General features: G+C 70.4%; 20 protein-coding genes. 14 read left to right on the forward strand and 6 right to left on the reverse strand.

The genetic code is table 11. From position 1 onward, the window contains the following. The first annotated feature begins 146 nt into the window (after positions 1–146). The 6 genes from ftsZ to ACIQMU_RS13825 all read left to right on the forward strand — a co-directional run bounded on the left by ftsZ (position 147) and on the right by ACIQMU_RS13825 (position 5,179). Complete coding sequence (gene ftsZ, locus ACIQMU_RS13800) at positions 147–1,370, forward strand: cell division protein FtsZ (protein ID WP_352241067.1); 1,224 nt, start codon at positions 147–149, stop codon at positions 1,368–1,370. Next, positions 1,367–2,107, forward strand: a complete 741-nt coding sequence (pgeF, locus tag ACIQMU_RS13805; protein WP_402688908.1) for a peptidoglycan editing factor PgeF — start codon at positions 1,367–1,369, stop codon at positions 2,105–2,107. The genes ftsZ and pgeF overlap by 4 nt, the downstream gene beginning before the upstream one ends. Before the next feature lie 6 nt (positions 2,108–2,113). Further along, a complete protein-coding gene (locus tag ACIQMU_RS13810) occupies positions 2,114–2,833 on the forward strand; it encodes a YggS family pyridoxal phosphate-dependent enzyme (protein ID WP_402688909.1) in 720 nt (239 codons plus the stop codon). Positions 2,834–2,958: 125 nt separating this feature from the next. Next, the gene (locus tag ACIQMU_RS13815) at positions 2,959–3,582 is read left to right on the forward strand and encodes a cell division protein SepF (protein WP_402688910.1); all 624 of its coding nucleotides are present in this window, start codon (positions 2,959–2,961) and stop codon (positions 3,580–3,582) included. A 90-nt stretch (positions 3,583–3,672) separates the two neighbouring features. Further along, complete coding sequence (locus ACIQMU_RS13820) at positions 3,673–3,957, forward strand: YggT family protein (protein WP_006123846.1); 285 nt, start codon at positions 3,673–3,675, stop codon at positions 3,955–3,957. A 49-nt stretch (positions 3,958–4,006) separates the two neighbouring features. After that, entirely contained in the window at positions 4,007–5,179 is a 1,173-nt protein-coding gene (locus ACIQMU_RS13825) for a DivIVA domain-containing protein (protein ID WP_402688911.1), read from the forward strand. Positions 5,180–5,518: 339 nt separating this feature from the next. Here the strand turns inward: ACIQMU_RS13825 and ileS are convergent, their stop codons facing one another. Next, complete coding sequence (ileS, locus tag ACIQMU_RS13830) at positions 5,519–8,662, reverse strand: isoleucine--tRNA ligase (RefSeq protein WP_402688912.1); 3,144 nt, start codon at positions 8,660–8,662, stop codon at positions 5,519–5,521. Positions 8,663–9,223: 561 nt separating this feature from the next. Between ileS and ACIQMU_RS13835 the strand changes: the two genes are divergently transcribed. The 5 genes from ACIQMU_RS13835 to ACIQMU_RS13855 all read left to right on the forward strand — a co-directional run bounded on the left by ACIQMU_RS13835 (position 9,224) and on the right by ACIQMU_RS13855 (position 13,791). After that, positions 9,224–9,982: a TraR/DksA C4-type zinc finger protein gene (locus ACIQMU_RS13835; protein WP_352241073.1), complete on the forward strand. Its 759-nt coding sequence runs from the start codon at positions 9,224–9,226 to the stop codon at positions 9,980–9,982. Positions 9,983–10,041: 59 nt separating this feature from the next. Further along, positions 10,042–10,632 (forward strand): signal peptidase II, encoded by a 591-nt coding sequence (lspA, locus tag ACIQMU_RS13840; RefSeq protein WP_402688913.1) that lies wholly within the window; start codon positions 10,042–10,044, stop codon positions 10,630–10,632. A gap of 43 nt (positions 10,633–10,675) precedes the next feature. Continuing rightward, positions 10,676–11,617: an RluA family pseudouridine synthase gene (locus tag ACIQMU_RS13845; protein WP_352241075.1), complete on the forward strand. Its 942-nt coding sequence runs from the start codon at positions 10,676–10,678 to the stop codon at positions 11,615–11,617. Then, entirely contained in the window at positions 11,614–12,099 is a 486-nt protein-coding gene (locus ACIQMU_RS13850; protein WP_352241076.1) for a GNAT family N-acetyltransferase, read from the forward strand. The genes ACIQMU_RS13845 and ACIQMU_RS13850 overlap by 4 nt, the downstream gene beginning before the upstream one ends. A 105-nt stretch (positions 12,100–12,204) precedes the next feature. Next, positions 12,205–13,791, forward strand: a complete 1,587-nt coding sequence (locus ACIQMU_RS13855; protein WP_402688914.1) for a Na+/H+ antiporter — start codon at positions 12,205–12,207, stop codon at positions 13,789–13,791. Positions 13,792–13,831: 40 nt separating this feature from the next. On the opposite strand, the gene ACIQMU_RS13860 is transcribed toward ACIQMU_RS13855, so the two are convergent. Next, complete coding sequence (locus tag ACIQMU_RS13860; RefSeq protein ID WP_352241078.1) at positions 13,832–14,983, reverse strand: mechanosensitive ion channel domain-containing protein; 1,152 nt, start codon at positions 14,981–14,983, stop codon at positions 13,832–13,834. Positions 14,984–15,032: 49 nt separating this feature from the next. On the opposite strand from ACIQMU_RS13860, the gene ACIQMU_RS13865 reads away from it, so the two are divergent. Next, positions 15,033–15,611, forward strand: a complete 579-nt coding sequence (locus ACIQMU_RS13865) for a dienelactone hydrolase family protein (RefSeq protein WP_352241079.1) — start codon at positions 15,033–15,035, stop codon at positions 15,609–15,611. Positions 15,612–15,681: 70 nt separating this feature from the next. Here the strand turns inward: ACIQMU_RS13865 and ACIQMU_RS13870 are convergent, their stop codons facing one another. The 3 genes from ACIQMU_RS13870 to ACIQMU_RS13880 form a co-directional block, all read right to left on the reverse strand. Continuing rightward, entirely contained in the window at positions 15,682–16,497 is an 816-nt protein-coding gene (locus ACIQMU_RS13870; protein WP_352241080.1) for a DsbA family protein, read from the reverse strand. A 66-nt stretch (positions 16,498–16,563) separates the two neighbouring features. Further along, positions 16,564–17,289, reverse strand: coding sequence for a hypothetical protein (locus tag ACIQMU_RS13875; protein ID WP_352241081.1), 726 nt, complete (start codon positions 17,287–17,289; stop codon positions 16,564–16,566). A 98-nt stretch (positions 17,290–17,387) separates the two neighbouring features. Next, positions 17,388–18,713: a DUF2252 domain-containing protein gene (locus ACIQMU_RS13880; protein WP_352241082.1), complete on the reverse strand. Its 1,326-nt coding sequence runs from the start codon at positions 18,711–18,713 to the stop codon at positions 17,388–17,390. A gap of 203 nt (positions 18,714–18,916) precedes the next feature. Here ACIQMU_RS13880 and dnaE point away from each other — a divergent pair, with 203 nt between their 5' ends. Next, on the forward strand, positions 18,917–22,456 hold the full coding sequence (gene dnaE / locus ACIQMU_RS13885) for a DNA polymerase III subunit alpha (protein WP_352241083.1): 3,540 nt from the start codon (positions 18,917–18,919) through the stop codon (positions 22,454–22,456). A gap of 97 nt (positions 22,457–22,553) precedes the next feature. Here dnaE and ACIQMU_RS13890 read toward each other — a convergent pair whose 3' ends face one another. Next, the gene (locus ACIQMU_RS13890; RefSeq protein ID WP_352241084.1) at positions 22,554–22,727 is read right to left on the reverse strand and encodes a hypothetical protein; all 174 of its coding nucleotides are present in this window, start codon (positions 22,725–22,727) and stop codon (positions 22,554–22,556) included. A gap of 301 nt (positions 22,728–23,028) precedes the next feature. On the opposite strand from ACIQMU_RS13890, the gene ACIQMU_RS13895 reads away from it, so the two are divergent. Beyond that, positions 23,029–24,294 carry an NYN domain-containing protein gene (locus ACIQMU_RS13895; protein ID WP_402688915.1) on the forward strand — a complete coding sequence of 422 codons (1,266 nt, stop codon included), beginning with the start codon at positions 23,029–23,031 and terminating at the stop codon, positions 24,292–24,294. The last annotated feature ends 38 nt before the right edge of the window (positions 24,295–24,332 follow it).

The raw sequence follows: 24,332 nt of genomic DNA on the forward strand, positions 1-24,332 counted from the left end.
AGAGTCCAGGAAGCAGACACACTGGTAACCCTAAACTTCAACGTTAGGGTTTGGGTCGGCGTTCGGACCGTCCCCATCGACATCAGTCGTCGCCGCGGGTCCACCGCAGAGCGACGACACGTAACTCGAGGCGAGAGGCCTTCGACGTGGCAGCACCGCAGAACTACCTCGCAGTCATCAAGGTCATCGGTGTCGGCGGCGGTGGTGTCAATGCCATCAACCGAATGATCGAGGTCGGTCTCAAAGGCGTCGAGTTCATCGCGATCAACACGGACGCACAAGCCCTGTTGATGAGCGACGCCGACGTCAAGCTCGACGTCGGCCGTGAACTGACCCGCGGCCTCGGCGCCGGGGCGAACCCGGCCGTCGGTCGCAAGGCGGCAGAGGACCACCGTGAGGAGATCGAGGAGGTCCTCAAGGGGGCCGACATGGTCTTCGTCACCGCCGGAGAGGGCGGCGGCACCGGCACCGGCGGCGCACCCGTCGTCGCCAACATCGCGCGCTCGCTCGGCGCCCTGACGATCGGCGTGGTCACCCGCCCGTTCACCTTCGAGGGCCGGCGACGCGCGAACCAGGCGGAGGACGGCATCGCCGAACTCCGCGAAGAGGTCGACACCCTCATCGTCATCCCCAACGACCGCCTGCTGTCGATCTCGGACCGCCAGGTCAGCGTGCTCGACGCCTTCAAGTCGGCCGACCAGGTGCTGCTCTCGGGTGTCCAGGGCATCACCGACCTCATCACCACCCCGGGGCTGATCAACCTCGACTTCGCCGACGTCAAGTCGGTCATGTCCGAGGCCGGATCGGCGCTCATGGGCATCGGCTCGGCGCGCGGCGACGACCGCGCGGTGGCGGCGGCGGAGATGGCGATCTCCTCGCCCCTCCTGGAAGCCTCCATCGACGGCGCCCGCGGTGTCTTGCTCTCCATCTCCGGCGGCAGCGACCTCGGCCTCTTCGAGATCAACGAGGCCGCCCAGCTGGTGAGCGAGGCGGCGCACCCCGAGGCCAACATCATCTTCGGCGCCGTCATCGACGACGCCCTGGGCGACGAGGTACGGGTCACCGTGATCGCCGCGGGCTTCGACGGCGGACAGCCGCCGGCCCGCCGGGAGAACGTCCTCGGCGCGAACAGCGCCAAGCGCGAGGAGCCGGCCGCCCCGGCCAGGTCCTCCGTCGAGCCCTCCCGCCCGACGGGCGGACTCGGTTCGGTGCCTCCGCGCGAGGAGAGCCCGGCCCCGGCCGAGCCCGCCCCCGTGCCGGCTTCGAACGAGAGCGCGCTCCCGCCGGTCTCCGCCCCGCACGTCCCGCCGGCCCGTCCCTACCAGGACGCCCAGGCCGAAGAACTGGACGTTCCGGACTTCTTGAAGTGATAGGTCAACACCAGGCGGCACCCGTCACGGGCAGCGCTCATTTCGCCTTCACCGACCGGTGGGGCGGAGTGAGCGCCGCTCCGTTCGGGGAACTCAACCTCGGCGGCGCGGTCGGTGACGACCCCGCCGCCGTCGGCGCGAACCGGGCGCGTGCGGCCGGCCGCCTCGGCCTCGACCCGGCGTCCGTGGTCTGGATGAACCAGGTGCACGGCCGGGACGTCGCGGTGGTGGACGGGCCCTGGGGCGCGGACGCGGAGATTCCGGCCGTGGACGCGGTGGTGACCGCCCGGCGCGGACTGCCGCTCGCGGTCCTCACCGCCGACTGCACCCCCGTTCTCCTCGCCGACCCGGTGGCCGGAGTCGTCGGAGCGGCGCACGCCGGGCGGCCCGGGCTGGTCGCCGGAATCGTGCCGGCGACCGTCGAGGCCATGACCGCGCTGGGAGCACAGCCTTCCCGGATCACCGCGCACACCGGGCCGGCCGTCTGCGGACGGTGCTACGAAGTGCCGGAGGAGATGCGGGCGGAGGTCGCCGAGGCCGTCCCCGGCACCTGGTCCGAGACCGCGTGGGGGACTCCGGCGGTCGACGTCACCGGCGGAGTGCACGCCCAGCTCGCCGCACTCGGTGTGGCGGACCGGCACTCCTCACCCCACTGCACTCGGGAATCGGGCGACTACTTCTCGTACCGCCGCGACCGCACCACCGGGCGGTTCGCCGGATATGTCTGGTTGGACTGATAGGGCATGACGGACCGTAAGGCTCAACTCGCGGCGAATCTCGCACAGGTGGAGGAGAGGATCGTCTCCGCCTGCGCCGCGGCCGGTCGCCGGCGCGAGGAAGTGACCCTGATCGTGGTCACCAAGACGTATCCCGCCGGCGATGTGCGGATTCTGCATGAACTCGGTGTGCGTCATGTCGCGGAGAATCGTGACCAGGACGCGGCTCCCAAAGCCACCGCTTGTGCGGATCTTTCGCTGACATGGCACTTTGTCGGACAATTGCAGACGAACAAGGTTCGTTCTGTGACCAGTTATGCCGATGTGGTGCAGTCGGTGGACCGCGCCAAGCTCGTCACCGCGCTCTCCGCCGCCGCGGTGCGCGGGGAGCGTGAACTCGGCTGCCTCATCCAGGTCGCCCTGGACGCGGAGAGCGGTGAGCGCGGTGAGCGCGGCGGCGTCGCTCCGGACGGCGTCGAGGAGTTGGCGGCCGCGATCGGCGCCGCGCCGGGACTCCGGCTCGACGGCCTGATGACCGTGGCGCCGCTGGCCGGGGAGTACGCCGGCCGCCAACGGGCCGCGTTCGACCGGCTGATGGAAATCTCATCGCGCCTGCGCGCCGGTCATCCGACTGCGAACATGGTCTCCGCAGGTATGAGCGGGGACCTGGAGGACGCGGTGGCGGCCGGAGCGACACATGTACGCGTCGGTACGGCGGTACTCGGAGTCCGACCCCGCCTCGGGTAACGTCGCGAAGCAAGTCGGACCACAGCAGAAAATATGGTCATTCCCACTCACCGTGGGCCGACCACAGTGGATCGCGGGCACTTGGTGACGAATGCCGATCCACCACAGAGCGGAGGACTCGGAGCATGGCCGGCGCGATGCGCAAGATGGCGGTCTACCTCGGCCTCGTGGAGGACGATGGGTACGACGGTCCGGGGTTCGACCCCGATGACGAATTCGAACCTGAGCCGGAGCCCGAGCGCGACCGGCGGCGGCACCAGCCCCCGCACCAGGTGGAGCGGGAACGCGAGCGCGAACGGGACGAACCGGTACGAGTCGTACAACCGCCCGCCCAGCGCGAGCCGGTTCAGCTGCCTCCGGAAAGCGGGCGACCCGCCCGAATCGCACCCGTGGCATCCATCACACCCGAACGCCCCAACATGGAGAAGAACGCACCGGTGATCATGCCCAAGGTCGTGTCCGAGCGGGAGCCGTACCGCATCACCACGCTGCACCCCAGGACCTACAACGAGGCCCGTACCATCGGGGAACACTTCCGTGAGGGCACTCCGGTGATCATGAATCTCACGGAGATGGACGACACGGACGCGAAGCGACTTGTCGACTTTGCCGCGGGACTCGTCTTCGGTCTCCATGGCAGCATTGAACGCGTGACGCAGAAGGTGTTCCTGTTGTCGCCTGCTAACGTCGATGTCACGGCGGAGGACAAGGCCCGCATCGCAGAGGGCGGATTCTTCAACCAGAGCTGAGAACACGACACCGGGAACAACCCGGCCGAGAGGCCGGTGCCGGCCACGAGGCCGGAGCTACGAGAGCCAGGGGAGAGGGAAGCGCGGGACATGGGCGTCGCACTGGATGTGGTCTATATCGCGCTGATGTGTTTCCTCATCGTGCTGATCTTCCGGCTGGTCATGGACTATGTCTTCCAGTTCGCACGTTCATGGCAACCCGGCAAGGCGATGGTGGTCGTACTGGAGGCCACTTACACTGTCACCGATCCACCGCTCAAGCTTCTGCGGCGGTTCATCCCGCCGCTGCGTCTCGGGGGCGTGGCACTCGACCTGTCCTTCTTCGTTCTGATGATCATCGTCTACATCCTGATCAGCGTTGTGGTCAGGTTGTGAGCGATACGGTCTTGCCGACTGCCGACGACTACGTAGAGGTGAAGAAGAGATGCCGTTGACCCCCGAGGACGTGCGGAACAAGCAGTTCACGACCGTCCGCCTCCGAGAAGGCTATGACGAGGACGAGGTCGATGCCTTTCTCGACGAGGTCGAATCGGAACTGACCCGTCTGCTCCGTGAGAACGAGGACCTGCGCGCCAAGCTGGCCGCCGCGACGCGTGCCGCTGCACAGAACCAACAGCAGCAACAGCAACAGCAGCAGCAGGGTATGCGCAAGCCTCCGGAGCAGCAGGATCGCCCGGGTGCGCCCGTTCCCGCCGCCATATCGGGACCGCCGCAGCAGCAGCAGCCCCCGCAGATGGGTCCGCCCCAGCTGCCCGGTGGTGCGCCGCAGTTGCCCGCAGGTCCCAGTGGCCACGGCCCCCAGGGCGGCCACGGTCCCGGTCCGCAGGGCCCGCACGGCCCCGGTCCGATGCAGGGTGGTCCGATGGGCGGTCCCATGGGTCACAACCCCCAGCAGCAGCAACAGCAGCAGATGCAGCAGATGCAGCAGATGCAGCCGCCGCAGATGCAGCAGCAGGGGCAGGGGCAGGGCCCCGGCGGCGACAGCGCCGCCCGTGTCCTCTCGCTCGCACAGCAGACCGCCGACCAGGCGATCGCGGAGGCCCGTTCCGAGGCCAACAAGATCGTCGGCGAAGCACGCAGCCGGGCCGAGGGCCTGGAGCGCGACGCGCGCGCCAAGGCCGACGCCCTGGAGCGGGACGCGCAGGAGAAGCACCGCGTGGCGATGGGCTCCCTGGAGTCCGCCCGCGCGACGCTGGAGCGCAAGGTCGAGGACCTGCGCGGCTTCGAGCGCGAGTACCGCACGCGGCTGAAGTCCTACCTGGAGAGCCAGCTGCGCCAGCTGGAGACCCAGGCGGACGACTCGCTCGCCCCGCCGCGGACGCCGGCCGCCGCATCGCTGCCGCCGTCGCCCTCGCTGGCTCCGGCCGGTGCGGGTGCGATGGGTCACTCCATGAGCGGCTCCAACCACGGTGGCCACGGCGGCCAGCAGATGGGTGGCGGTCAGTCCATGGGCGGCGCTCCGTCCTACGGCGGTCAGCAGCAGATGTCGCCCGCGATGACGCAGCCGATGGCGCCGGTGCGGCCGCAGGCGCCGCAGCCGATGCAGCAGGCGCCCTCGCCGATGCGCGGGTTCCTGATCGACGAGGACGACAACTGAGCGGTTCGCGCTCGCTGAGCGCGTAGCCGTCGGCAGGCAAAGGGCTGGGCCCCGGGATTTCCCGGGGTCCAGCCCTTTGGCGTGGGCGGCGCGCCCCTGGCCCCCTTTGTCCTCGAACGCCGGACGGGCTGGTTTCGGGGCTCCGCCCCGGACCCCGCTCCTCAATCGCCGGAGGGGCTTGATACAGCCCGGCCCATATCCAGCCCGTCCGGCGATTGAGGACATCTTGTAGCCTCGCCGGCGATTGAGGCGCGGGGATTCGGGGGCGGAGCCCCTGAGGGGGTACGGGGAAGGGCCCGGCCGGAACGCTTCCGGCCGGGCCCCTCGCTTGCGTACGGGCTACCGCTTCCGCAGGCGGAACGTGAGCGCCAGGCCCTCGTCCTCGAACACCTCGCCGTACGTGGCGTCCGCCTCGCCCTCCGCGTAGTCCGGGGCGAGCACCTCCTCGGAGATCAGCGGAGCGTGCTCGGTGAGCGCCTCCACCGTCGCCGGCGACGTCGAGGTCCAGCGGACGGCGATGCGGTCGGCGACGTCCAGGCCGCTGTTCTTGCGCGCCTCCTGGATCAGCCGGATCGCGTCACGGGCCAGGCCCGCGCGGCGCAGTCCCGGGGTGAGCTCCAGGTCCAGGGCGACCGTCGCGCCCGAGTCCGAGGCGACCGACCAGCCCTCGCGCGGGGTCTCCGTGATGATGACCTCGTCGGGGGAGAGGGCGATCTGCTCGCCGTCGACCTCCACCGATGCCGTGCCCTCGCGCAGCGCCAGGGACAGGGCCGCCGCGTCCGTGTTCGCCACCGCCTTGGCCACCGCCTGCACGCCCTTGCCGAACCGCTTGCCGAGGGCCCGGAAGTTGGCCTTCGCCGTGGTGTCGACCAGGGAGCCGCCCACCTCGGAGAGCGAGGCCAGCGACGTGACGTTCAGCTCCTCCGTGATCTGGGCGCGCAGCTCGGCGGAGAGCCCCTCGAAGCCGGCCGCCGCCACCAGTGCCCGGGACAGCGGCTGACGGGTCTTCACACCCGACTCGGCGCGCGTGGCCCGGCCCAGCTCCACCAGGCGGCGCACCAGCGCCATCTGCGTGGAGAGCGTCGGGTCGATCGCCGACAGATCCGCCTGCGGCCACGAGGACAGATGCACCGACTCCGGGGCGTCGGGAGTGACCGGCGCCACCAGGTCCTGCCAGACCCGCTCCGTGATGAACGGGGTCAGCGGGGCCATCAGCCGGGTCACCGTCTCGACGACCTCGTGCAGCGTGCGCAGCGCCGCCTTGTCGCCCTGCCAGAAGCGGCGGCGCGAGCGGCGTACGTACCAGTTGGAGAGGTCGTCCACGAACGCCGAGAGCAGCTTGCCGGCGCGCTGGGTGTCGTAGCCCTCCATCGCGACGGTCATCTGGTCGACCAGCGCGTTCAGTTCGCTGAGCAGCCAGCGGTCCAGGACCGGGCGGTCGGCCGGCGCCGGGTCGGCCGCGGAGGGGGCCCAGCCCGACGTGCGGGCGTACAGGGCCTGGAAGGCGACCGTGTTCCAGTAGGTGAGGAGCGTCTTGCGGACGACTTCCTGGATGGTGTTGTGACCCACGCGCCGCGCCGCCCACGGGGAGCCGCCCGCCGCCATGAACCACCGCACCGCGTCCGCCCCGTGCTGGTCCATCAGCGGGATCGGCTGGAGGATGTTGCCCAGGTGCTTGGACATCTTGCGGCCGTCCTCGGCCAGGATGTGGCCGAGGCAGACGACGTTCTCGTAGGACGACTTGTCGAAGACCAGGGTGCCGACCGCCATCAACGTGTAGAACCAGCCGCGGGTCTGGTCGATGGCCTCCGAGATGAACTGCGCCGGGTAGCGGCTCTCGAAGACCTCCTTGTTCTTGTACGGGTAGCCCCACTGCGCGAACGGCATCGAACCCGAGTCGTACCAGGCGTCGATGACCTCCGGGACGCGGTACGCCTCCAGCTGGCAGTTCGCGTGGGAGCAGGTGAAGGTGATCTCGTCGATGAACGGGCGGTGGGGATCGAGCGACGACTGGTCGGCGCCCGTGAGGTCCGTCAGTTCGGCGCGCGAGCCCACGCAGGTGAGGTGGTCGTCCTCGCAGCGCCAGATCGGCAGCGGCGTGCCCCAGTAGCGGTTGCGGGAGAGCGCCCAGTCGACGTTGTTGTTCAGCCAGTCGCCGAAGCGGCCGTTCTTGACGGACTCCGGGAACCAGTTGGTCTTCTCGTTCTCCTGGAGGAGCCGGTCCTTGACCGCGGTCGTACGGATGTACCACGACGGCTGCGCGTAGTAGAGCAGCGCCGTGTGGCAGCGCCAGCAGTGCGGGTAGCTGTGCTCGTAGGGGACGTGGCGGAAGAGCTTGCCGCGCGCGTCCAGGTCCGCGGTGAGCGCCTCGTCGGCCTTCTTGAAGAAGACGCCGCCGACCAGGGGCAGCTCCTCCTCGAACGTGCCGTCGGGGCGGACCGGGTTGACCACGGGCAGGCCGTAGGAGCGGCAGACCACGAGGTCGTCGGCGCCGAACGCGGGGGACTGGTGGACGAGTCCCGTACCGTCCTCGGTCGTCACGTACTCGGCGTTGACGACGTAGTGGGCCTCGGCCGGGAACTCCACGAGGGCGAACGGGCGCTCGTAGGTCCAGCGCTCCATCTCCGCGCCGGTGAACGACTGACCGGTGGCCTCCCAGCCCTCGCCGAGGGCCTTCTCCAGAAGGGGCTCGGCGACGACGAGCCTCTCCTCGCCGTTCGTCGCGACGACGTAGCGGACCTCGGGGTGGGCGGCGACCGCCGTGTTGGAGACCAGCGTCCAGGGGGTGGTCGTCCAGACCAGGAGGGCCGCCTCGCCGGCCAGCGGGCCGGAGGTGAGGGGGAAGCGGACGAAGACCGAGGGGTCGACGACCGTCTCGTAGCCCTGGGCCAGCTCGTGGTCGGACAGGCCGGTTCCGCAGCGCGGGCACCAGGGGGCGACCCGGTGGTCCTGGACCAGCAGGTTCTTGTTGAAGATCTCCTTGAGCGACCACCAGACGGAGTCCACGTACTCCGGGTCCATGGTCCGGTACGCGTCGTCCAGGTCGACCCAGTAGCCCATACGGGTCGTCAGCTCGGCGAACGCGTCGGTGTGCCGGGTCACCGACTCACGGCACTTGGCGTTGAACTCGGCGATGCCGAACGCCTCGATGTCCTTCTTGCCGTTGAAGCCCAGCTCCTTCTCGACCGCGAGCTCGACCGGCAGGCCGTGGCAGTCCCAGCCGGCCTTGCGGCCGACGTGGTAGCCCTGCATGGTGCGGAAGCGGGGGAAGACGTCCTTGAAGACGCGGGCCTCGATGTGGTGCGCGCCCGGCATGCCGTTGGCGGTGGGCGGGCCCTCGTAGAAGACCCACTCGGGGCGGCCCTCGGACTGTTCGAGGCTCTTGGCGAAGACCTTGCTCTCGCGCCAGAAGTCGAGCACGGCGTGCTCCAGCGCGGGCAGGTCGACCTGGGCGGGTACCTGGTGGTACTGCGGCGTTGTCATGTGCGGCTTCCTCCGGCGGACGTATTCCACTTCCGTCGGAGGGACGAGAGCGTCTCGGCTCCCGCGGTACCACCCTCCTTGGCCCCGGGCACCGGCCCGTGGCCCCCTCATTGGGGTCGCGATGCCGGGTCTAATGACCTTGTGCCCGTGGGCGCGGCCCACAGTCCAAGGCGTTCTTCCGGCGGCTCCGGGGTGATCTTCACGACGCGCTCGCCCCCGGGCTCCCACCGTCCCCGGGTCGCTGCTGGCTGCGTACGGCGCTACTCGTCCCGTCCCTGCCTCTCGCTGGGGCCAGTGTACGGGCCCGTACGGGCGACGGCCGACCGGTTTTCGGCGGCGCGCGGGCGTGACCCGACTGGCGGGACGGGGCGCACGGACTTCCCGCCGGGGCCGGAGGCCGGATTACCGGGCGGGGAGCTGGGAACAACGGATGCAGGCGCGCCACGACCGGACACGGGGAGGGGTGAGAGGCGGCGTGCCCCGTTGCCGCGGGGCTGGAGTCGATTTATCGTCCCAGCACGATTCGCGCGCAAGATCACAAAATGTGAAGGGGCCGCGGCCATGGTGGCGAAGAAGACGGCGGAAGAGACCGCGGCCGAGCACGACGGCCCCCACGAGCCGCCGGCCGAGCAGGCGTCCGCGCCCGCGCGGAGGACGGCCGGCGGCACAGCGAAGAAGGCCGGCGCCAAGAAGGCGGCGGCCAAGAAGACCGGTGCCGAGAAGACGGCGGTGGGCGGGAAACCCGCCGCGAAGAAGAGTGCGGCCAAGAAGGCGCCGAAGAAGGCCGCAGCGACGGCCACGGAGGCGGCCGGGGCCGCCGAGCAGACGGGAGCCCACACGGTGGTAGCCAAGAAGAGCGCGAGCCGTTCCGCAGCGGGTGCACAGGCCACGGCCCCCGTGCCGCCGGCCCGGGCCGCCGCCCCCGACGAACTGGCCGTCCGGCCCGGGGAGGACCCCTGGACGCCCGAGGAGGTCACCGAGGCGCGGAGCCTGCTGACGAGTGAGACGCTGCGGCTCCGCAGCGAGCTGGAGACCTCCGGGGCGGCGCTCGCCGGACTGATGAGGGACTCCGGCGACGGCGCGGGCGACGACGAGGCCGACACCGGCACCAAGAACATCACCCGCGAGCACGAACTGTCGCTGGCCGCGCACGCCCAGGAGACGCTGGAGCAGACGGAGCGGGCGCTGGCCCGGCTGGAGGCGGGGACGTACGGACTCTGCGAGGTCTGCGGCAAACCGATCGGGAAGGCGCGGATGCAGGCATTCCCCCGGGCCACCCTGTGTGTCGAGGACAAACAGAAGCAGGAGCGGCGCGGCTGATCCGCACAGGTGTGTCGTACCCTCATCCCCAGGCAGGCTCCTAGGTATGAGGGACTCACGTGGCAGAGGCGGAGCGCATCATCGGTACGCCGGACAATCCTGACGCCGAGGGCACGGACGAGGGCGGAAGCACGGCCGCCGACGCCGCGGTGAACGCGGGGCGGGGCAAACGCAAGATCCTCGTTCTTCTGGGCGTGGCCGTCGTGGCCTACCTGCTGGACCTGGTCACCAAGATGATCGTGGTCGCGAAGCTGGAGCACCAGGCGCCGATCGACATCGTCGGCGACTGGCTGCAGTTCCGGGCGCTCCGGAACGCGGGCGCCGCGTTCGGCTTCGGCGAAGCGTTCACGGTGATTTTCACCATCATCGCCGCCGGAGTGATCGTGGTGATCGTCCGGCTGGCCCGCAAGCTCTACAGCCTGCCGTGGGCCATCGCCCTGGGACTCCTCCTGGGCGGTGCGCTCGGCAACCTCACCGACCGCATCTTCCGGGCGCCCGGCGTGTTCGAGGGCGCGGTGGTGGACTTCATCGCCCCCAAGCACTTCGCCGTCTTCAACCTCGCCGACTCCGCCATCGTGTGCGGCGGCATTCTCATCGTGATCCTCTCCTTCAAGGGCCTCGACCCCGACGGGACCGTGCACAAGGACTGACCGGGCGGCGCGGGGAGCGGCGGGCGCAAGGCATACTCGACAGGTGAGTACGCACCCCGAGATCCGCACCCTGCCCGTACCGGACGGCCTGGAAGGCGAGCGCGTCGACGCCGCCATCTCCCGGATGTTCGGTTTTTCCCGCACCAAGGCCGCCGAGCTGGCCGCAGCCGGGAAGGTCCAGGTGGACGGTTCGGTGGCCGCGAAGTCCGAGCGGGTCCACGGGGGCGCCTGGCTGGAGGTGGAGATGCCGCAGGCCGCCGCTCCCGTCCAGATCGTCGCCGAACCCGTCGAGGGCATGGAGATCGTGCATGACGACGACGACATCGTCGTCATCATGAAGCCGGTCGGCGTCGCCGCCCACCCCAGCCCCGGCTGGACCGGCACCACCGTCATCGGCGGTCTCGCCGCCGCCGGCTACCGGATCTCGACGTCCGGCGCCGCCGAGCGCCAGGGCATCGTCCACCGCCTCGACGTCGGCACCTCCGGCCTGATGGTCGTCGCCAAGTCCGAGCGCGCCTACACGCTGCTCAAGGCCCAGTTCCGCGACCGCGTCGTCGACAAGAAGTACCACGCCCTCGTCCAGGGCCACCCGGACCCGATGAGCGGCACCATCGACGCCCCCATCGGGCGCCACCCCAACCACGACTACAAGTGGGCGGTCACCGCCGAGGGCAAGCCGTCGGTGACCCATTACGACCTGATCGAGGCGTACCGCGCCGCCAGCCTCCTCGACATCAAGCTGGAGACCGGCCGCACCCACCAGATCCGGGTCCACATGTCCGCCCACCGCCACCCCTGCGTCGGCGACCTCACCTACGGCGCGGACCCGACGCTCGCCAAGCGCCTCGGGCTGACCCGCCAGTGGCTGCACGCCGTGCGGCTGGGCTTCGAGCACCCGAGCGACGGCGGCTGGGTGGAGTTCTCCAGCACCTATCCGGCCGACCTCCAGCACGCCCTGGACACCATCTCGGCGGAGAGCCAGTGACCTCGGCCCCCTCCCCGTACAGCACCCGCAGGGCCGTCGAGGAGAGCGACCTCCACGCCTGCTTCCAGGTCCGCAAGGAGGTCTTCGTCGGCGAGCAGGACGTTCCCGAGGAGCTGGAGTACGACGCCCACGACGCGACCGCGGTGCATGTCCTGGCCGTCGCGGCGGACGGCGCCGCGCTCGGCACGGGGCGGCTGCTGCACGGCGCGGACGCCGCCCGGAAGACCGGCGGCGCCCCGGACACAGGCTCGCTGGGCAGGCTCGCCGTGACCCGCCGGGCCCGCGGCCACGGGGTCGGCGCGGCCCTCGTACGGGCCATCGAGGACGAGGCGAGGGCGCTGGGCCTGGCCGCCGTCGACCTGCACGCCCAGACCCATGCCCTCGGGTTCTACGAGCGGCTGGGATACGTCGCGTACGGCCCCGAGTTCCCCGACGCGGGCATGCCGCACCGGGCCATGCGGCGGGGAATCCGCCCGGCCTGAGCGCCGGAAGCGGGGCATATCGGATAAAACACTCGTTCCGCGTGGCAGGGTGGAGCCGCTTCGGCCGTGTGATGTGCCGGACCCGCACGCTCCGGAAGGCGCCCCGTGGAACAGATGTCCTTGTTGCTCCTGCTGCTGCTCGGAGCCGTGGTCACGGTTCCGCTCGGCGACCGGCTGGGCCTGCCCGCGCCGGTGCTGATGACCCTGGCCGGCATCGCGATGGCGTTCATGCCCTTCGTGCCGAACGTCGACATCCCGCCGGAGATCATCCTCCCCGCGCTGCTTCCGCCGCTGCTCTACGCCACCGTGCAGCGCACCTCCTGGCGGCAGTTCGCCGCCAACCGGCGCCCGATCTTCCTGCTGGCGGTGGCCCTCGTCTTCGTCACCACGGCCGCCGTCGCCGCCGTGGCCCACTCGATCGTGCCGGGGCTGCCCATCGCCGCGGCCGTCGCGCTCGGCGCGCTCGTCGCCCCGCCCGACCCGGTCGCGGCGACGGCCGTGGCGGGCTCCGTGGGACTGCCGCGCCGGCTGGTGTCGATCCTGGAGGGCGAGGGGCTCTTCAACGACGTGACCGCCATCGTGCTCTACCACGTGGCCATCGCCGCCGCCGTCAGCGGCACCTTCTCACTCCCCGAGGCGTTCGGGCTGCTGGTCCTCTCCGCCGTCGTCGCGGTGGCCGTCGGCCTCGCGCTCGGCTGGCTCACCATCAAGCTGATGGGGCTGCTGGCCGACGCCACCCTCCAGGTCGGCCTGACCTTGCTGGTGCCCTTCGTCTCCTACGCCCTGGCGGAGGAGCTGAAGGGCTCCGGAGTGCTGGCCGTGCTGACCACCGCACTGTTCCTGGCCGAGCGCACCGCCGACGCCGACGACGTGCTGGGACGGCTCACCGGACGTACCTTCTGGGACATCGTGGACACCCTGGTCACCGGTGTGGCCTTCGGGCTGATCGGCCTGGAGCTGCACAGCGTGTTCGGCACCGCCGACGGGCGGGCCCTGGAGATGGCCGGCTGGGGGCTCGCGATCGTCGGGGTCGTCGTCGGCGTACGGCTGCTGTACCTGCTGCCCGCGACCTGGCTGGCCAAGCGGCTGCACACCCGCCGCGACGTCAGCGAGGAGATCCCCACCAGCTGGCGGGAGACCGTCGTGATGTGGTGGGCCGGGATGCGCGGGGTGGCCTCGGTCGCCCTGGCGCTGGCGATCCCGCTGGAGACCGACGACGGGCAGCCCTTCCCCGGGCGCGACGAGATCATCTTCGTCGCGTTCTCCGTGATCATGGCCACGCTGGTCTTCCAGGGGCTCACCCTGCCCTGGCTGGTGCGCAAGCTGAGGGTGCGGGCCGACACCGCCGCCGAAGAGGCCCTGGAGCGGGACCTCGCCGTCCGGGCCGCCGAGGCCGCCAAGCACCGCCTCAAGGAGATCCAGGAGGTCGAGGACTTCCCCGAGGACGTCGTGGAGAGGCTCCAGCGCGCCGCGTACGACATCGGGGGCCGGATCAGCCCCGACATGGTCGACGAGGAGCGGCGCGAGGCGTACGCCCGGCGCGCGGACCGCTTCAAGGCCGTCGTCCGCGTCCAGCGCGAGATGATGTCGGCCGCCCGCCACGAGGTGCTCGCCGCGCGCAGCGAGCCCGGCTCCGACCCGGAGGTCGTGGACCGGGTGCTGCGGTACCTTGACGTCCGCTCCCTGCGCTGAACCACGCCGGGCGGGGAGCGGAACCACCCGGGACGCGGGTTCAGCCGCGGCCCAGGCGCGGGGCCTTCGAGTCGCCCCCGTCGGCCGGCGACGGCTTGCCGTCGCGGACCGCCCGGCCCCTCGCGCCCGCCAGCTCCGCCCACTGCTCGCCCGGCGGCAGCAGGGCGGGGGAGGTGGCGATCCTCGGCAGCGCGTACGGATGGTGGTCGCGCAGCCAGCCGATCAGCTGCTCGCGGACCGCGCAGCGAGCCGTCCAGATGTCGTCCGCGTCCTTCGCCGTGACCACCGCGCGCACCTCGATGGTGGTCGGCGTGGTGTCGGTGACCGCCAGCGACCAGTCCCGGCCGTCCCAGGCGGCGATGTCCCCCAGGAGGTCCCGCAGCTTCTCCCGCATGGCGGCGACCGGAGCGGAGTGGTCCAGCTGGAAGTAGACCGTGCCGGTCATCTGCGCCCCGCCGCGCGACCAGTTCTCGAAGGGCTGGCTGGTGAAGTACGAGACCGGCATGGTGATCCGCCGCTCGTCCCAGGTCCGTACCGACAGGAACGTCAGGGTGATCTCGTCGATCGTCCCCCACTCGCCGTCCACCACCACGGTGTCGCCGATCCGCACCATGTCGCCGAACGCGATCTGGAGACCGGCGAAGAGATTGCCCAGGGTCGACTGGGCGGCGACGCCCGCGACGATGCCGAGCAGACCGGCCGAGGCGAGCATCGACGTGCCGACCGCCCGCATCGGGGGGAACGTCAGCAGCATCGCCGCGATGGCGACCACCGTCACCACGGCGATGACCACCCGCTGGATCAGCGTCACCTGCGTACGGACCCGGCGGACCCGGGCCGGATCGCGGGTGGCCGTCGCATAGCGGCTGTAACTGGCCTCCACGACCGTCGCCGCGATCCGTACCACCAGCCAGGCGGACGCGCCGATCAGCACCAGGGTCAGGACCTGGCCTATCCCGGCCCGGTGGTCCCACACCCAGGCGATGCCCGACTGCCGGTAGCTGCCGCGCAGCAGCGCCGTGATGATCACCACCTGCAACGGAGGCCGGCAGCGCCGCAGCAGCCCCCACAGCGGGGTCTCGTGGTGACGGCTGTCGGCCCGCCGCAGCAGCCGGTCGACCACCCAGCCGACCAGCAGGGTGACCGTCACGGAACCTCCGATGACGATCAGCGGGCGCAGCACGCTCTCCATTACCTCGTTCTCCTAGCTGTAGGGCAGCCCCGGGGGCGCGAATGGCACCATGGGGCTCATGAACATCATGCTTTTCCACTCGACGTACGGGCTCCGGCCCGCCGTGCACGCGGCGGCCGCGCGCCTCAGGGACGCGGGCCACGAGGTGCGCGTGCCCGATCTCTTCGAGGGGCACACCTTCGACACGGTGGAAGAGGGCAGGGCGTACAAGGACGAGGTCGGCAAGGACGAGCTGCTCAAACGCGCGGTGCTCGCCGCCGCACCCTACTCCGACCAGGGGCTCGTCTACGCCGGCTTCTCCCTCGGGGCGGCGACCGCGCAGACCCTGGCGCTGGGCGACGCCAAGGCCCGCGGACTGCTGCTGTTCCACGGCACCTCGGACCTCGCCGAGAACGCCTCGGTGGACGAACTCCCCGTTCAGCTGCACGTCGCGGACCCGGACCCCTTCGAGCCCGACGACTGGCTGAACAGCTGGTACCTCCAGATGCAGCGCACCGGTGCGGACGTGGAGGTCTACCGCTACCCCGGGGCCGGGCACCTGTTCACCGACCCCGAGCTGCCCGACTTCGACCAGGCGGCCGCCGAGCAGACCTGGAAGGTCGCACTCGGCTTCCTGGCCACCCTGTAGGGCCGCTCGGCGCTCGGCGCGCCGGGCCGGACGGCCCGTTCCACGCGCTGAGCGCCGCGAAGCCCGCGCGTTACGCCTTCAGCGCCTTGTCGACGGCCTTCGTGAACTCAGCGGCCGTCATGGGGGCGTTCTCGCTGCCCTCGCTCGTGACCTTCTTGTCGTCCATCTTCAGCGTCGGCGTGCCCTGCACGCCGCTCTTGTCGAACGACTTGGACATCTTCATCGCCCAGGCGTCGTACGTGCCGTCCTCCACGTCCTTCTGGAAGGCTTTGTTGCCCTTCAGCGCGTCGACCGTGTCCGCGACCTCGATGAGGTAGTCGTCCTCGGCGAACTTGTCGTCGCTCTCCTCGGGGTGGAACTTCGCCGAGTAGAGCGCGGCCTTGTACTCCAGGAACGCCTCGGGGCTCACGTCCAGCGCCGCACCGAGGGCGCTGAGGGCGTTCTTGGAGCCCTCGCCGTTGTCGGTGTTGTCGATGAAGGTCGCGCCGACGTACTTGACCTTGTACTTGCCGGCCTCGACGTCCTTCGAGATGGTCTCGCCGACGCCCTGCTCGAAGGTGGCGCAGACCGGGCAGCGCGAGTCCTCGTACAGCTCCAGGGTCTTCTTCGCGCTCGACTCGCCGATCACCACGGTGGTGCCGTCGTCGCCCGAGGTGTTCTTCGGCGCGGTGACGTTCTTCGCGTCGGCGGCCGCCTCCCAGGCGTCCGGCTTGTTCAGCTGCATCACGCCGTAGCTGATGCCGCCGACCACGGCGAGCGCGGCGACGACCGAGACGGCCACGACGACCTGCTTGCGGGTCCGGTCCTTCTTCGCCTGACGCTCGCGCTCGGCGCGCAGCCGCTCACGGGCCGCTGCCTTGTTCGCCTGGGTGTTGCGCTTGCTCATAGTCGTTCTCCGTGAATACGTGTGCGGGGAATGGGCGGGTGCTGCCGTCGTCGCGTCGCCGTGCCCTCAGGCAGCGGCGTACGCCACGGGCGGCGGGCCCCTGCGCCCCACGCAGTGCACCAGGAAGCGGGCGGTCAGCGGCGGGTGCGGACGCCCGGCGGGCCGGGAGCGGCGGGCCGCCGTCCGGACACCCGCGCGCACCACGGCGACCGCGACCAGCAGCGGCCGGAACGCCAGCAGGGCCGCCGCGCGCAGCAGCCCGGCCAGGGCCGCCTCGCCGCGCCGCAGCCAGGCCGCGGCCAGCAGCCCGACCACCACATGGGCGACGAGCAGCAGCCACGGCACGGCGGGCCCGGGATGTGCCAGCAGCGCCGCCGCGCGGTCGCCCGCGCCGGCCACCTCGGCCAGCTGGGTGCCCACCGCGCCGACGCCCGCGATCCGGGCTCCGCCGGGGCCGGCCTCGCCACCGCACAGGACGTCGAAGCCCACCGCGCGCAGCGGGCCCGCGACGGGGCCGCCGGCCGCCCCGTAACAGAGGTGCTGGCCCGTGGTGAAGAGCGTGTCGGCGGCCAGCTCCAGCGGGACCAGCAGGCCGGCGATCGCCCCGAAGCCGCGTTCCCGGCCGGCCAGCGCGTAGGCCATGGCGAAGACGGCGGCGGCCAGCAGGGCCACCGCCGTCAGCGGCAGCGGGACCCGGGAGAGCAGCACATGGGACGCCGTGGACAGGGTGACGACGAGCGCGGTGAAGACCGCCGCGCGCGCGACCCTGAGCTGCGTCCCTGAGATGTCCATCGCCGGAAAGTGTGTCATGCGCCGAGGTAAGCGGACCTTAAAAGAGGCTGAGAGTCCTCCGTCGCCGGGAGCCCCGGGAGCCCTCGGCGCCGGGTGTCCTACAGCCCCGGGATCCGGCCGTTGCGGAAGAGGTCCACGAAGATCTGGTGGTCCGCCCGGGCTCTCGCCCCGTAGCTGTGGGCGAAGTCGACCAGCAGCGGCGCGAAGCTCTCCTCGTCGGCCGCGATGGCGGCGTCGATCGCCCGCTCGGTGGAGAAGGGGACCAGCGAGTGCCCGCTCTCGTCGTCGGCGGCCGCGTGCATCGTGGCCGTCGCCCGGCCCAGGTCCGCGACGACCGCGGCGATCTCGTCCACCTCGTCGATGTCGGACCAGTCCAGGTCGACCGCGTACGGCGAGACCTCGGCGACCAACTGGCCGGAGCCGTCCAGCTCGGTCCAGCCCAGCCACGGGTCCGCGTGCGCCTGGAGCGCGCGCTGCGAGATCACGGTGCGGTGCCCCTCGTGCTGGAAGTACTCCCGCACGGCGGTGTCCGTGATGTGCCGGGAGACCGCCGGGGTCTGCGCCTGCTTGAGGTAGATCACCACGTCGTTCTCCAGGGCGTCGCTGTTGCCCTCCAGGAGGATGTTGTACGAGGGCAGCCCGGCGGAGCCGATGCCGATGCCCCGGCGGCCCACCACGTCCTTCACCCGGTAGGAGTCGGGGCGGGTCAGGCTCGACTCCGGCAGCGTCTCCAGATAGCCGTCGAACGCGGCCAGCACCTTGTAGCGCGTCGCGGCGTCCAGGTCGATCGACCCGCCGCCGTCCGCGAACCGGCGCTCGAAGTCCCGGATCACCGTCATCGAGTCCAGCAGCGAGAACCGGGTGCGCGACCGGGCGGCGCGCAGCGCGCCCAGCAGCGGGCCGTCCGCGGTGTCCAGTGTGAAGGGCGGCACCTCGTCGTTCTTCGCGCCCGTCGCCAGCGCGTGGATCCGCTCGCGGTAGGAAACGGCGAAGACCGTCACCAGCTCGCTGATCTGCTCGTCGGCCAGCGCCTTCGCGTAGCCGATCAGCGCCACGGAGGCGGCGAAGCGCTTCAGGTCCCAGGTGAAGGGGCCCACGTACGCCTCGTCGAAGTCGTTGACGTTGAAGACGAGGCGGCCGTTGGCGTCCATGTACGTGCCGAAGTTCTCCGCGTGCAGATCGCCGTGGATCCACACCCGGCCGGTGCGCTCGTCCAGGAACGGGCCGCCGTGCCGCTCCCGCTCCAGGTCGCCGTAGAACAGGCAGGCCGTGCCCCGGTAGAACGCGAAGGCCGAGCCCGCCATCTTGCGGAACTTGACCCGGAAGGCGGCCGGATCGGCGGCCAGCAGCTCCCCGAAGGCGGTGTCGAAAACGGCGAGAATCTGCTCCCCGCGCTGCGCTGCGCCGGTCTGCGTTTCCGACATTTCTTGCTGCCTCCTGCGATAGCTGGCGTGTCCGGCCGGACCCTGGGCCCACGTGACCGAGTGCATGACAAAACGGGCACCTGTCCCGCTCTCCTCAACGCTCGGCGGAAGCCGGGAGTGCCCGCCGTCCGCGTTCGTCACGCCGTAGACTTCCACGCTGTCCCCCCGTCCGTCATCGCCCGACTTCCCGGAGGCCCGACGCCGTGACCAAGCCGCCCTTCACGCACCTGCACGTTCACACCCAGTACTCGCTGCTGGACGGTGCGGCGCGGCTCAAGGACATGTTCGAGGCGTGCAACGAGATGGGCATGTCGCACATCGCGATGACCGACCACGGCAACCTCCACGGGGCCTACGACTTCTTCCACTCGGCGACCAAGGCGGGCGTCACGCCGATCATCGGCATCGAGGCGTACGTCGCCCCGGAGTCGCGCAAACACAAGCGCAAGGTGCAGTGGGGACAGCCGCACCAGAAGCGCGACGATGTGTCCGGATCCGGTGGTTACACCCACAAGACGATCTGGGCGTCCAACAAGACCGGGCTGCACAACCTCTTCCGGCTCTCCTCCGACGCGTACGCCGAGGGCTGGCTCCAGAAGTGGCCCCGGATGGACAAGGAGACCATCGCCCGGTGGTCCGAGGGCCTGATCGCCTCCACCGGCTGCCCCTCGGGCGAGGTGCAGACCCGGCTGCGGCTCGGCCAGTTCGACGAGGCGGTCCAGGCGGCCTCCGACTACAAGGACATCTTCGGCGCGGACAAGTACTTCCTGGAGCTGATGGACCACGGCATCGAGATCGAGCGCCGGGTCCGCGACGGGCTGCTGGAGATCGGCAGGAAGCTCGACATCCCGCCGCTCGTGACGAACGACTCCCACTACACGTACGCCCACGAGGCCACCGCCCACGACGCCCTGCTCTGCATCCAGACCGGCAAGAACCTCTCGGACCCCGACCGCTTCCGCTTCGACGGCACCGGCTACTACCTCAAGACGACGGAGGAGATGTACGCCGTCGACTCCTCCGACGCCTGGCAGCAGGGCTGTGCCAACACCCTCCTGGTCGCCCAGCAGATCGACACCACCGGCATGTTCGAGGCGAAGAACCTCATGCCGAAGTTCGAGATCCCGGACGGCTTCACGGAGATCACCTGGTTCCAGGAGGAGGTCCGGGTCGGCATGGCGCGCCGCTTCCCCAACGGCGTCCCCGACGACCGGCAGAAGCAGGTCGAGTACGAGATGGACATCATCATCCAGATGGGGTTCCCGGGGTACTTCCTGGTCGTCGCCGACTTCATCATGTGGGCCAAGAACAACGGCATCGCGGTGGGCCCCGGCCGAGGCTCCGCCGCCGGTTCGATCGTGGCGTACGCGATGGGCATCACCGACCTCGACCCGATCGAGCACGGGCTGATCTTCGAGCGGTTCCTCAACCCCGAGCGCGTCTCCATGCCCGACGTCGACATCGACTTCGACGAGCGCCGGCGCGTCGAGGTGATCCGGTACGTCACCGAGAAGTACGGCGCCGACAAGGTCGCCATGATCGGCACCTACGGCAAGATCAAGGCCAAGAACGCCATCAAGGACTCCGCCCGCGTGCTGGGCTACCCGTACGCGATGGGCGACCGGCTCACCAAGGCCATGCCCGCCGACGTCCTCGGCAAGGGCATCGACCTCAACGGCATCACCGACCCCAAGCACCCGCGCTACAGCGAGGCGGGCGAGATCCGGGGGATGTACGAGAGCGAACCGGACGTCAAGAAGGTCATCGACACCGCCAAGGGCGTCGAGGGCCTGGTCCGGCAGATGGGCGTGCACGCCGCCGGCGTCATCATGTCCAGCGAGCCGATCGTGGACCACGCACCGCTCTGGACGCGGCACACCGACGGCGTCACCATCACGCAGTGGGACTACCCGCAGTGCGAGTCGCTCGGCCTGCTGAAGATGGACTTCCTCGGCCTGCGCAACCTGACGATCATGGACGACGCCATCAAGATGGTGAAGTCCAACAAGGGCATCGACCTGGAGATGCTCGACCTGCCGCTGGACGACCCCAAGACCTACGAACTGCTCTGCCGAGGCGAGACGCTCGGCGTCTTCCAGTTCGACGGCGGGCCGATGCGCTCCCTGCTGCGCCAGATGCAGCCCGACAACTTCGAGGACATCTCCGCCGTCTCGGCCCTCTACCGGCCGGGCCCGATGGGCATGAACTCGCACACGAACTACGCGGAGCGCAAGAACGGCCGCCAGGAGATCACCCCGATCCACCCGGAGCTGGAGGAGCCCCTCAAGGAGGTCCTCGGTCTCACCTACGGCCTGATCGTCTACCAGGAGCAGGTCCAGAAGGCCGCCCAGATCGTCGCCGGGTACTCGCTCGGCGAGGCCGACATCCTGCGCCGCGTGATGGGCAAGAAGAAGCCCGAGGAGCTGGCCAAGAACTTCGTCCTCTTCGAGGCGGGGGCCAAGGAGAAGGGCTTCTCGGACGCGGCGATCAAGGCGCTGTGGGACGTTCTGGTGCCCTTCGCCGGATACGCGTTCAACAAGGCGCACTCCTCGGCGTACGGGCTGGTCACCTACTGGACCGCCTACCTCAAGGCGAACTACCCCGCCGAGTACATGGCGGCCCTGCTGACCTCGGTCAAGGACGACAAGGACAAGTCCGCGGTCTACCTGAACGAGTGCCGCCGCATGGGCATCAAGGTGCTCCCGCCCAACGTCAACGAGTCGCTGTCCAACTTCGCCGCCCAGGGCGACGACGTGATCCTCTTCGGCCTGACCGCCATCCGCAACGTCGGCCAGAACGTCGTCGACTCGATCATCCGGTCCCGCAAGGCGAAGGGGAAGTACAGCAGCTTCCCCGACTTCCTCGACAAGGTCGAGGCGGTCGTCTGCAACAAGCGGACCGTGGAATCGCTCATCAAGGCCGGCGCGTTCGACGAGATGGGCCACACCCGCAAGGGCCTCGTCGCCCACCACGAGCCCATGATCGACAACGTGGTGCAGGTCAAGCGCAAGGAGGCCGAGGGACAGTTCGACCTCTTCGGCGGCATGGGGGAGGAGGAGAGCGACGAGCCTGGCTTCGGGCTCGACGTGGAGTTCTCCGACGTCGAGTGGGAGAAGGCGTACCTGCTCGCCCAGGAGCGGGAGATGCTCGGCCTGTACGTCTCCGACCACCCGCTGTTCGGCCTGGAACACGTGCTGTCCGACAAGGCCGACTCCTCGATCTCCCAGCTCATGGGCGGGGACTACGGGGACGGCGCGATCGTCACGGTCGGCGGCATCATCTCCGGCCTCCAGCGCAAGATGACCAAGCAGGGCAACGCCTGGGCCATCGCCACCGTGGAGGACCTGGCGGGTTCCATCGAGTGCATGTTCTTCCCCGCCACCTACCAGCTGGTGTCCACTCAGCTCGTCGAGGACACCGTCGTCTTCGTGAAGGGCCGCCTGGACAAGCGCGAGGACGTGCCCCGGCTGGTCGCCATGGAGATGCAGGTTCCCGACATCTCCAACGCCGGGACCAACGCGCCCGTCGTCCTCACCATCCCGACCGTGAAGATCACCCCGCCCATGGTCACCCGCCTCGGCGAGGTGCTCAGCCACCACCGGGGCGACACCGAGGTGCGCATCAAGCTCCAGGGCCCCCGCAAGACCACGGTGCTCCGGCTCGACCGGCACCGGGTCAAGGCCGACTCCGCCCTCTTCGGCGACCTGAAGGTGCTGCTCGGCCCGGCCTGCCTGGCCGGCTGAGACACGGAGCCGCGGCCGGAACGGCGAGAGGGGCGTCCCGCCGGGACGCCCCTCTCGCCGTCTTCGAGCCCTGCCTCTACCGCACGCGGCCGACGGGTCAGTTGTGGCCGAAGCGTCGCTGATGCTTGCGCGCCACGTCGGACGGGCTGCCCTGGGCCTGCGCCTGCGGCTGGTTCTGCGACTCGTACGCCGTCGACTTGGCCTGCTCCGCGCTCCGCTCCGACGCGGACGCGTGCTGGCTGCCCTGCTTGCGGTTCTTGTTCTTGGCCATGGTGAATGCCTCCTGTGGGGAATCCTGGGGGGCCAGGACCGCTGTCAGACTCACATAGCGCCGCAAAGGCCGCATGTTGGATCATTACGGTGCGTAGTGGTTTCCGCGGTGGTCCGCTCCCCACGGCTTCGCCCGTGCCCTCCCCCGGGCTCTCCCTCTTCCCTTCCGGATTCGCCACGCCGATGATCCAGTTCCGGCCGTTAACCCCTGCGCGGTCGGGCAGACTCGAAGGAAACCCTGGGTAAGCGGACCCGGTCATCGAGGAGCGGGCCGCTGAACCGTTCCCGAATTCTGGAAGAGGGTGGAACGCGTGGACCGTTGCGTCGTCCTGGTGGACGCCGGCTACTTGCTGGGCGCAGCCGCGAGTCTGCTGGCCGGAGAGCCCGCCCGTTCCCGCATCACCGTCGACCACGCCGCCCTCATCCAGGGGCTGCGCGAGCGCGCCGAGGCCGACACCCAGCAGCCGCTGCTGCGCATCTACTGGTTCGACGGCGCCCCGGACCGGGTGCCCCAGCCCGAGCACCGCCGGCTCCGCGTGATGCCCCGCGTGACCGTACGGCTGGGCGCCCTGACCCGCAGCGACGGACGCTGGGCGCAGAAGGGCGTCGACGCCGCCATGCACGCCGAGCTGACCGAACTGGCCAGGAACCGGGCCTGCTCCGACGTCGTCCTGGTGACCGGCGACGGCGATCTATTGCCCGGCCTGATGTCCGCCAAGGAACACGGGGTCGCCGTCCACCTCTGGGCCGTGCAGGCCGCCGACGGCGACTACAACCAGTCCGAGGACCTGGTCGCCGAGGCCGACGAACGGCGAGTCCTCGACCGGGCCTGGATCACCAAGGCCGTACGCGCCAAGGACACCGGCGCCAGTTGCGCCCCGCCGCCCGTCCCCCGCCCCGAGATCGCCGCGATCCTCTCCGCACCGCTGCCCGAGGCGGCCCTCGCCGCCTCCGCCGAACGCGCCTCCGAGGCCCAGGCCGCCGCCCGGAGCGGCGCCGCCGCCCCCGCCGAGAACGCTCCCGCCTCCCCGCCCGACAACCAGGCCGCCCCCGGCGGCCACAAGGGCGTCCCCACCCCCAAGGACCTGGCCGCGCTGCGCGCCCACACCGCCCATCCGGACCGCCAGCACCCGCCGCAGCCCGCGAACGCCACGCTGCGCTGGTCCTCCGACAAGGGCTGGGTGGATCGCGGCGGCTCCCTCGGCGAACCGGCGGAGACCGCGTCCCTGCCGACCCTGGCCAACGTCACCAGCGCCGAACAGCGCTGGGCGGACCGGGAGGAGGACATCACCACCGTCGGCGGCGACCCCTTCGAGGTGGGCCAGGTCTTCGCCCGCCGCTGGATGGAGCGCCTGCCGGAGACCGTCCACCTGCAGAAGCTCTCCACCATGTACCCCCGCATCCCGCACCGCATCGACGGCGAACTGCTCCGGTACGCGGCCCGCTTCGGCCTCCTCGCCCACAAGGACGACCAGATCGACGAGCACGACCGCTACGCGATCCGGGCCGGCTTCTGGCGGGAGATCGACGTGCGGGCCGCCGCCGAGCACGTACCGGCGGGGGAGTAGCCGCCCGGGGCGCGGGACGGCCCCGGACGCGAACCGGG

Origin of the sequence: Streptomyces sp. NPDC091649 (genome assembly GCF_044756785.1) — a bacterium.
Lineage (GTDB): Bacteria > Actinomycetota > Actinomycetes > Streptomycetales > Streptomycetaceae > Streptomyces.

Bases quoted from the DNA above. Each gene is read 5' to 3' on its own strand.
- ACIQMU_RS13810 (WP_402688909.1), top strand. From the start codon at position 2,114: ATGACGGACCGTAAGGCTCAACTCGCGGCGAATCTCGCACAGGTGGAG.
- ACIQMU_RS13815 (WP_402688910.1), top strand. From the start codon at position 2,959: ATGGCCGGCGCGATGCGCAAGATGGCGGTCTACCTCGGCCTCGTGGAG.
- ACIQMU_RS13820 (WP_006123846.1), top strand. From the start codon at position 3,673: ATGGGCGTCGCACTGGATGTGGTCTATATCGCGCTGATGTGTTTCCTC.
- ACIQMU_RS13825 (WP_402688911.1), top strand. From the start codon at position 4,007: ATGCCGTTGACCCCCGAGGACGTGCGGAACAAGCAGTTCACGACCGTC.
- ileS (WP_402688912.1), bottom strand. From the start codon at position 8,662: ATGACAACGCCGCAGTACCACCAGGTACCCGCCCAGGTCGACCTGCCC.
- ACIQMU_RS13835 (WP_352241073.1), top strand. From the start codon at position 9,224: ATGGTGGCGAAGAAGACGGCGGAAGAGACCGCGGCCGAGCACGACGGC.
- ACIQMU_RS13860 (WP_352241078.1), bottom strand. From the start codon at position 14,983: ATGGAGAGCGTGCTGCGCCCGCTGATCGTCATCGGAGGTTCCGTGACG.
- ACIQMU_RS13865 (WP_352241079.1), top strand. From the start codon at position 15,033: ATGGGGCTCATGAACATCATGCTTTTCCACTCGACGTACGGGCTCCGG.
- ACIQMU_RS13870 (WP_352241080.1), bottom strand. From the start codon at position 16,497: ATGAGCAAGCGCAACACCCAGGCGAACAAGGCAGCGGCCCGTGAGCGG.
- ACIQMU_RS13875 (WP_352241081.1), bottom strand. From the start codon at position 17,289: ATGGACATCTCAGGGACGCAGCTCAGGGTCGCGCGCGCGGCGGTCTTC.
- ACIQMU_RS13880 (WP_352241082.1), bottom strand. From the start codon at position 18,713: ATGTCGGAAACGCAGACCGGCGCAGCGCAGCGCGGGGAGCAGATTCTC.
- ACIQMU_RS13890 (WP_352241084.1), bottom strand. From the start codon at position 22,727: ATGGCCAAGAACAAGAACCGCAAGCAGGGCAGCCAGCACGCGTCCGCG.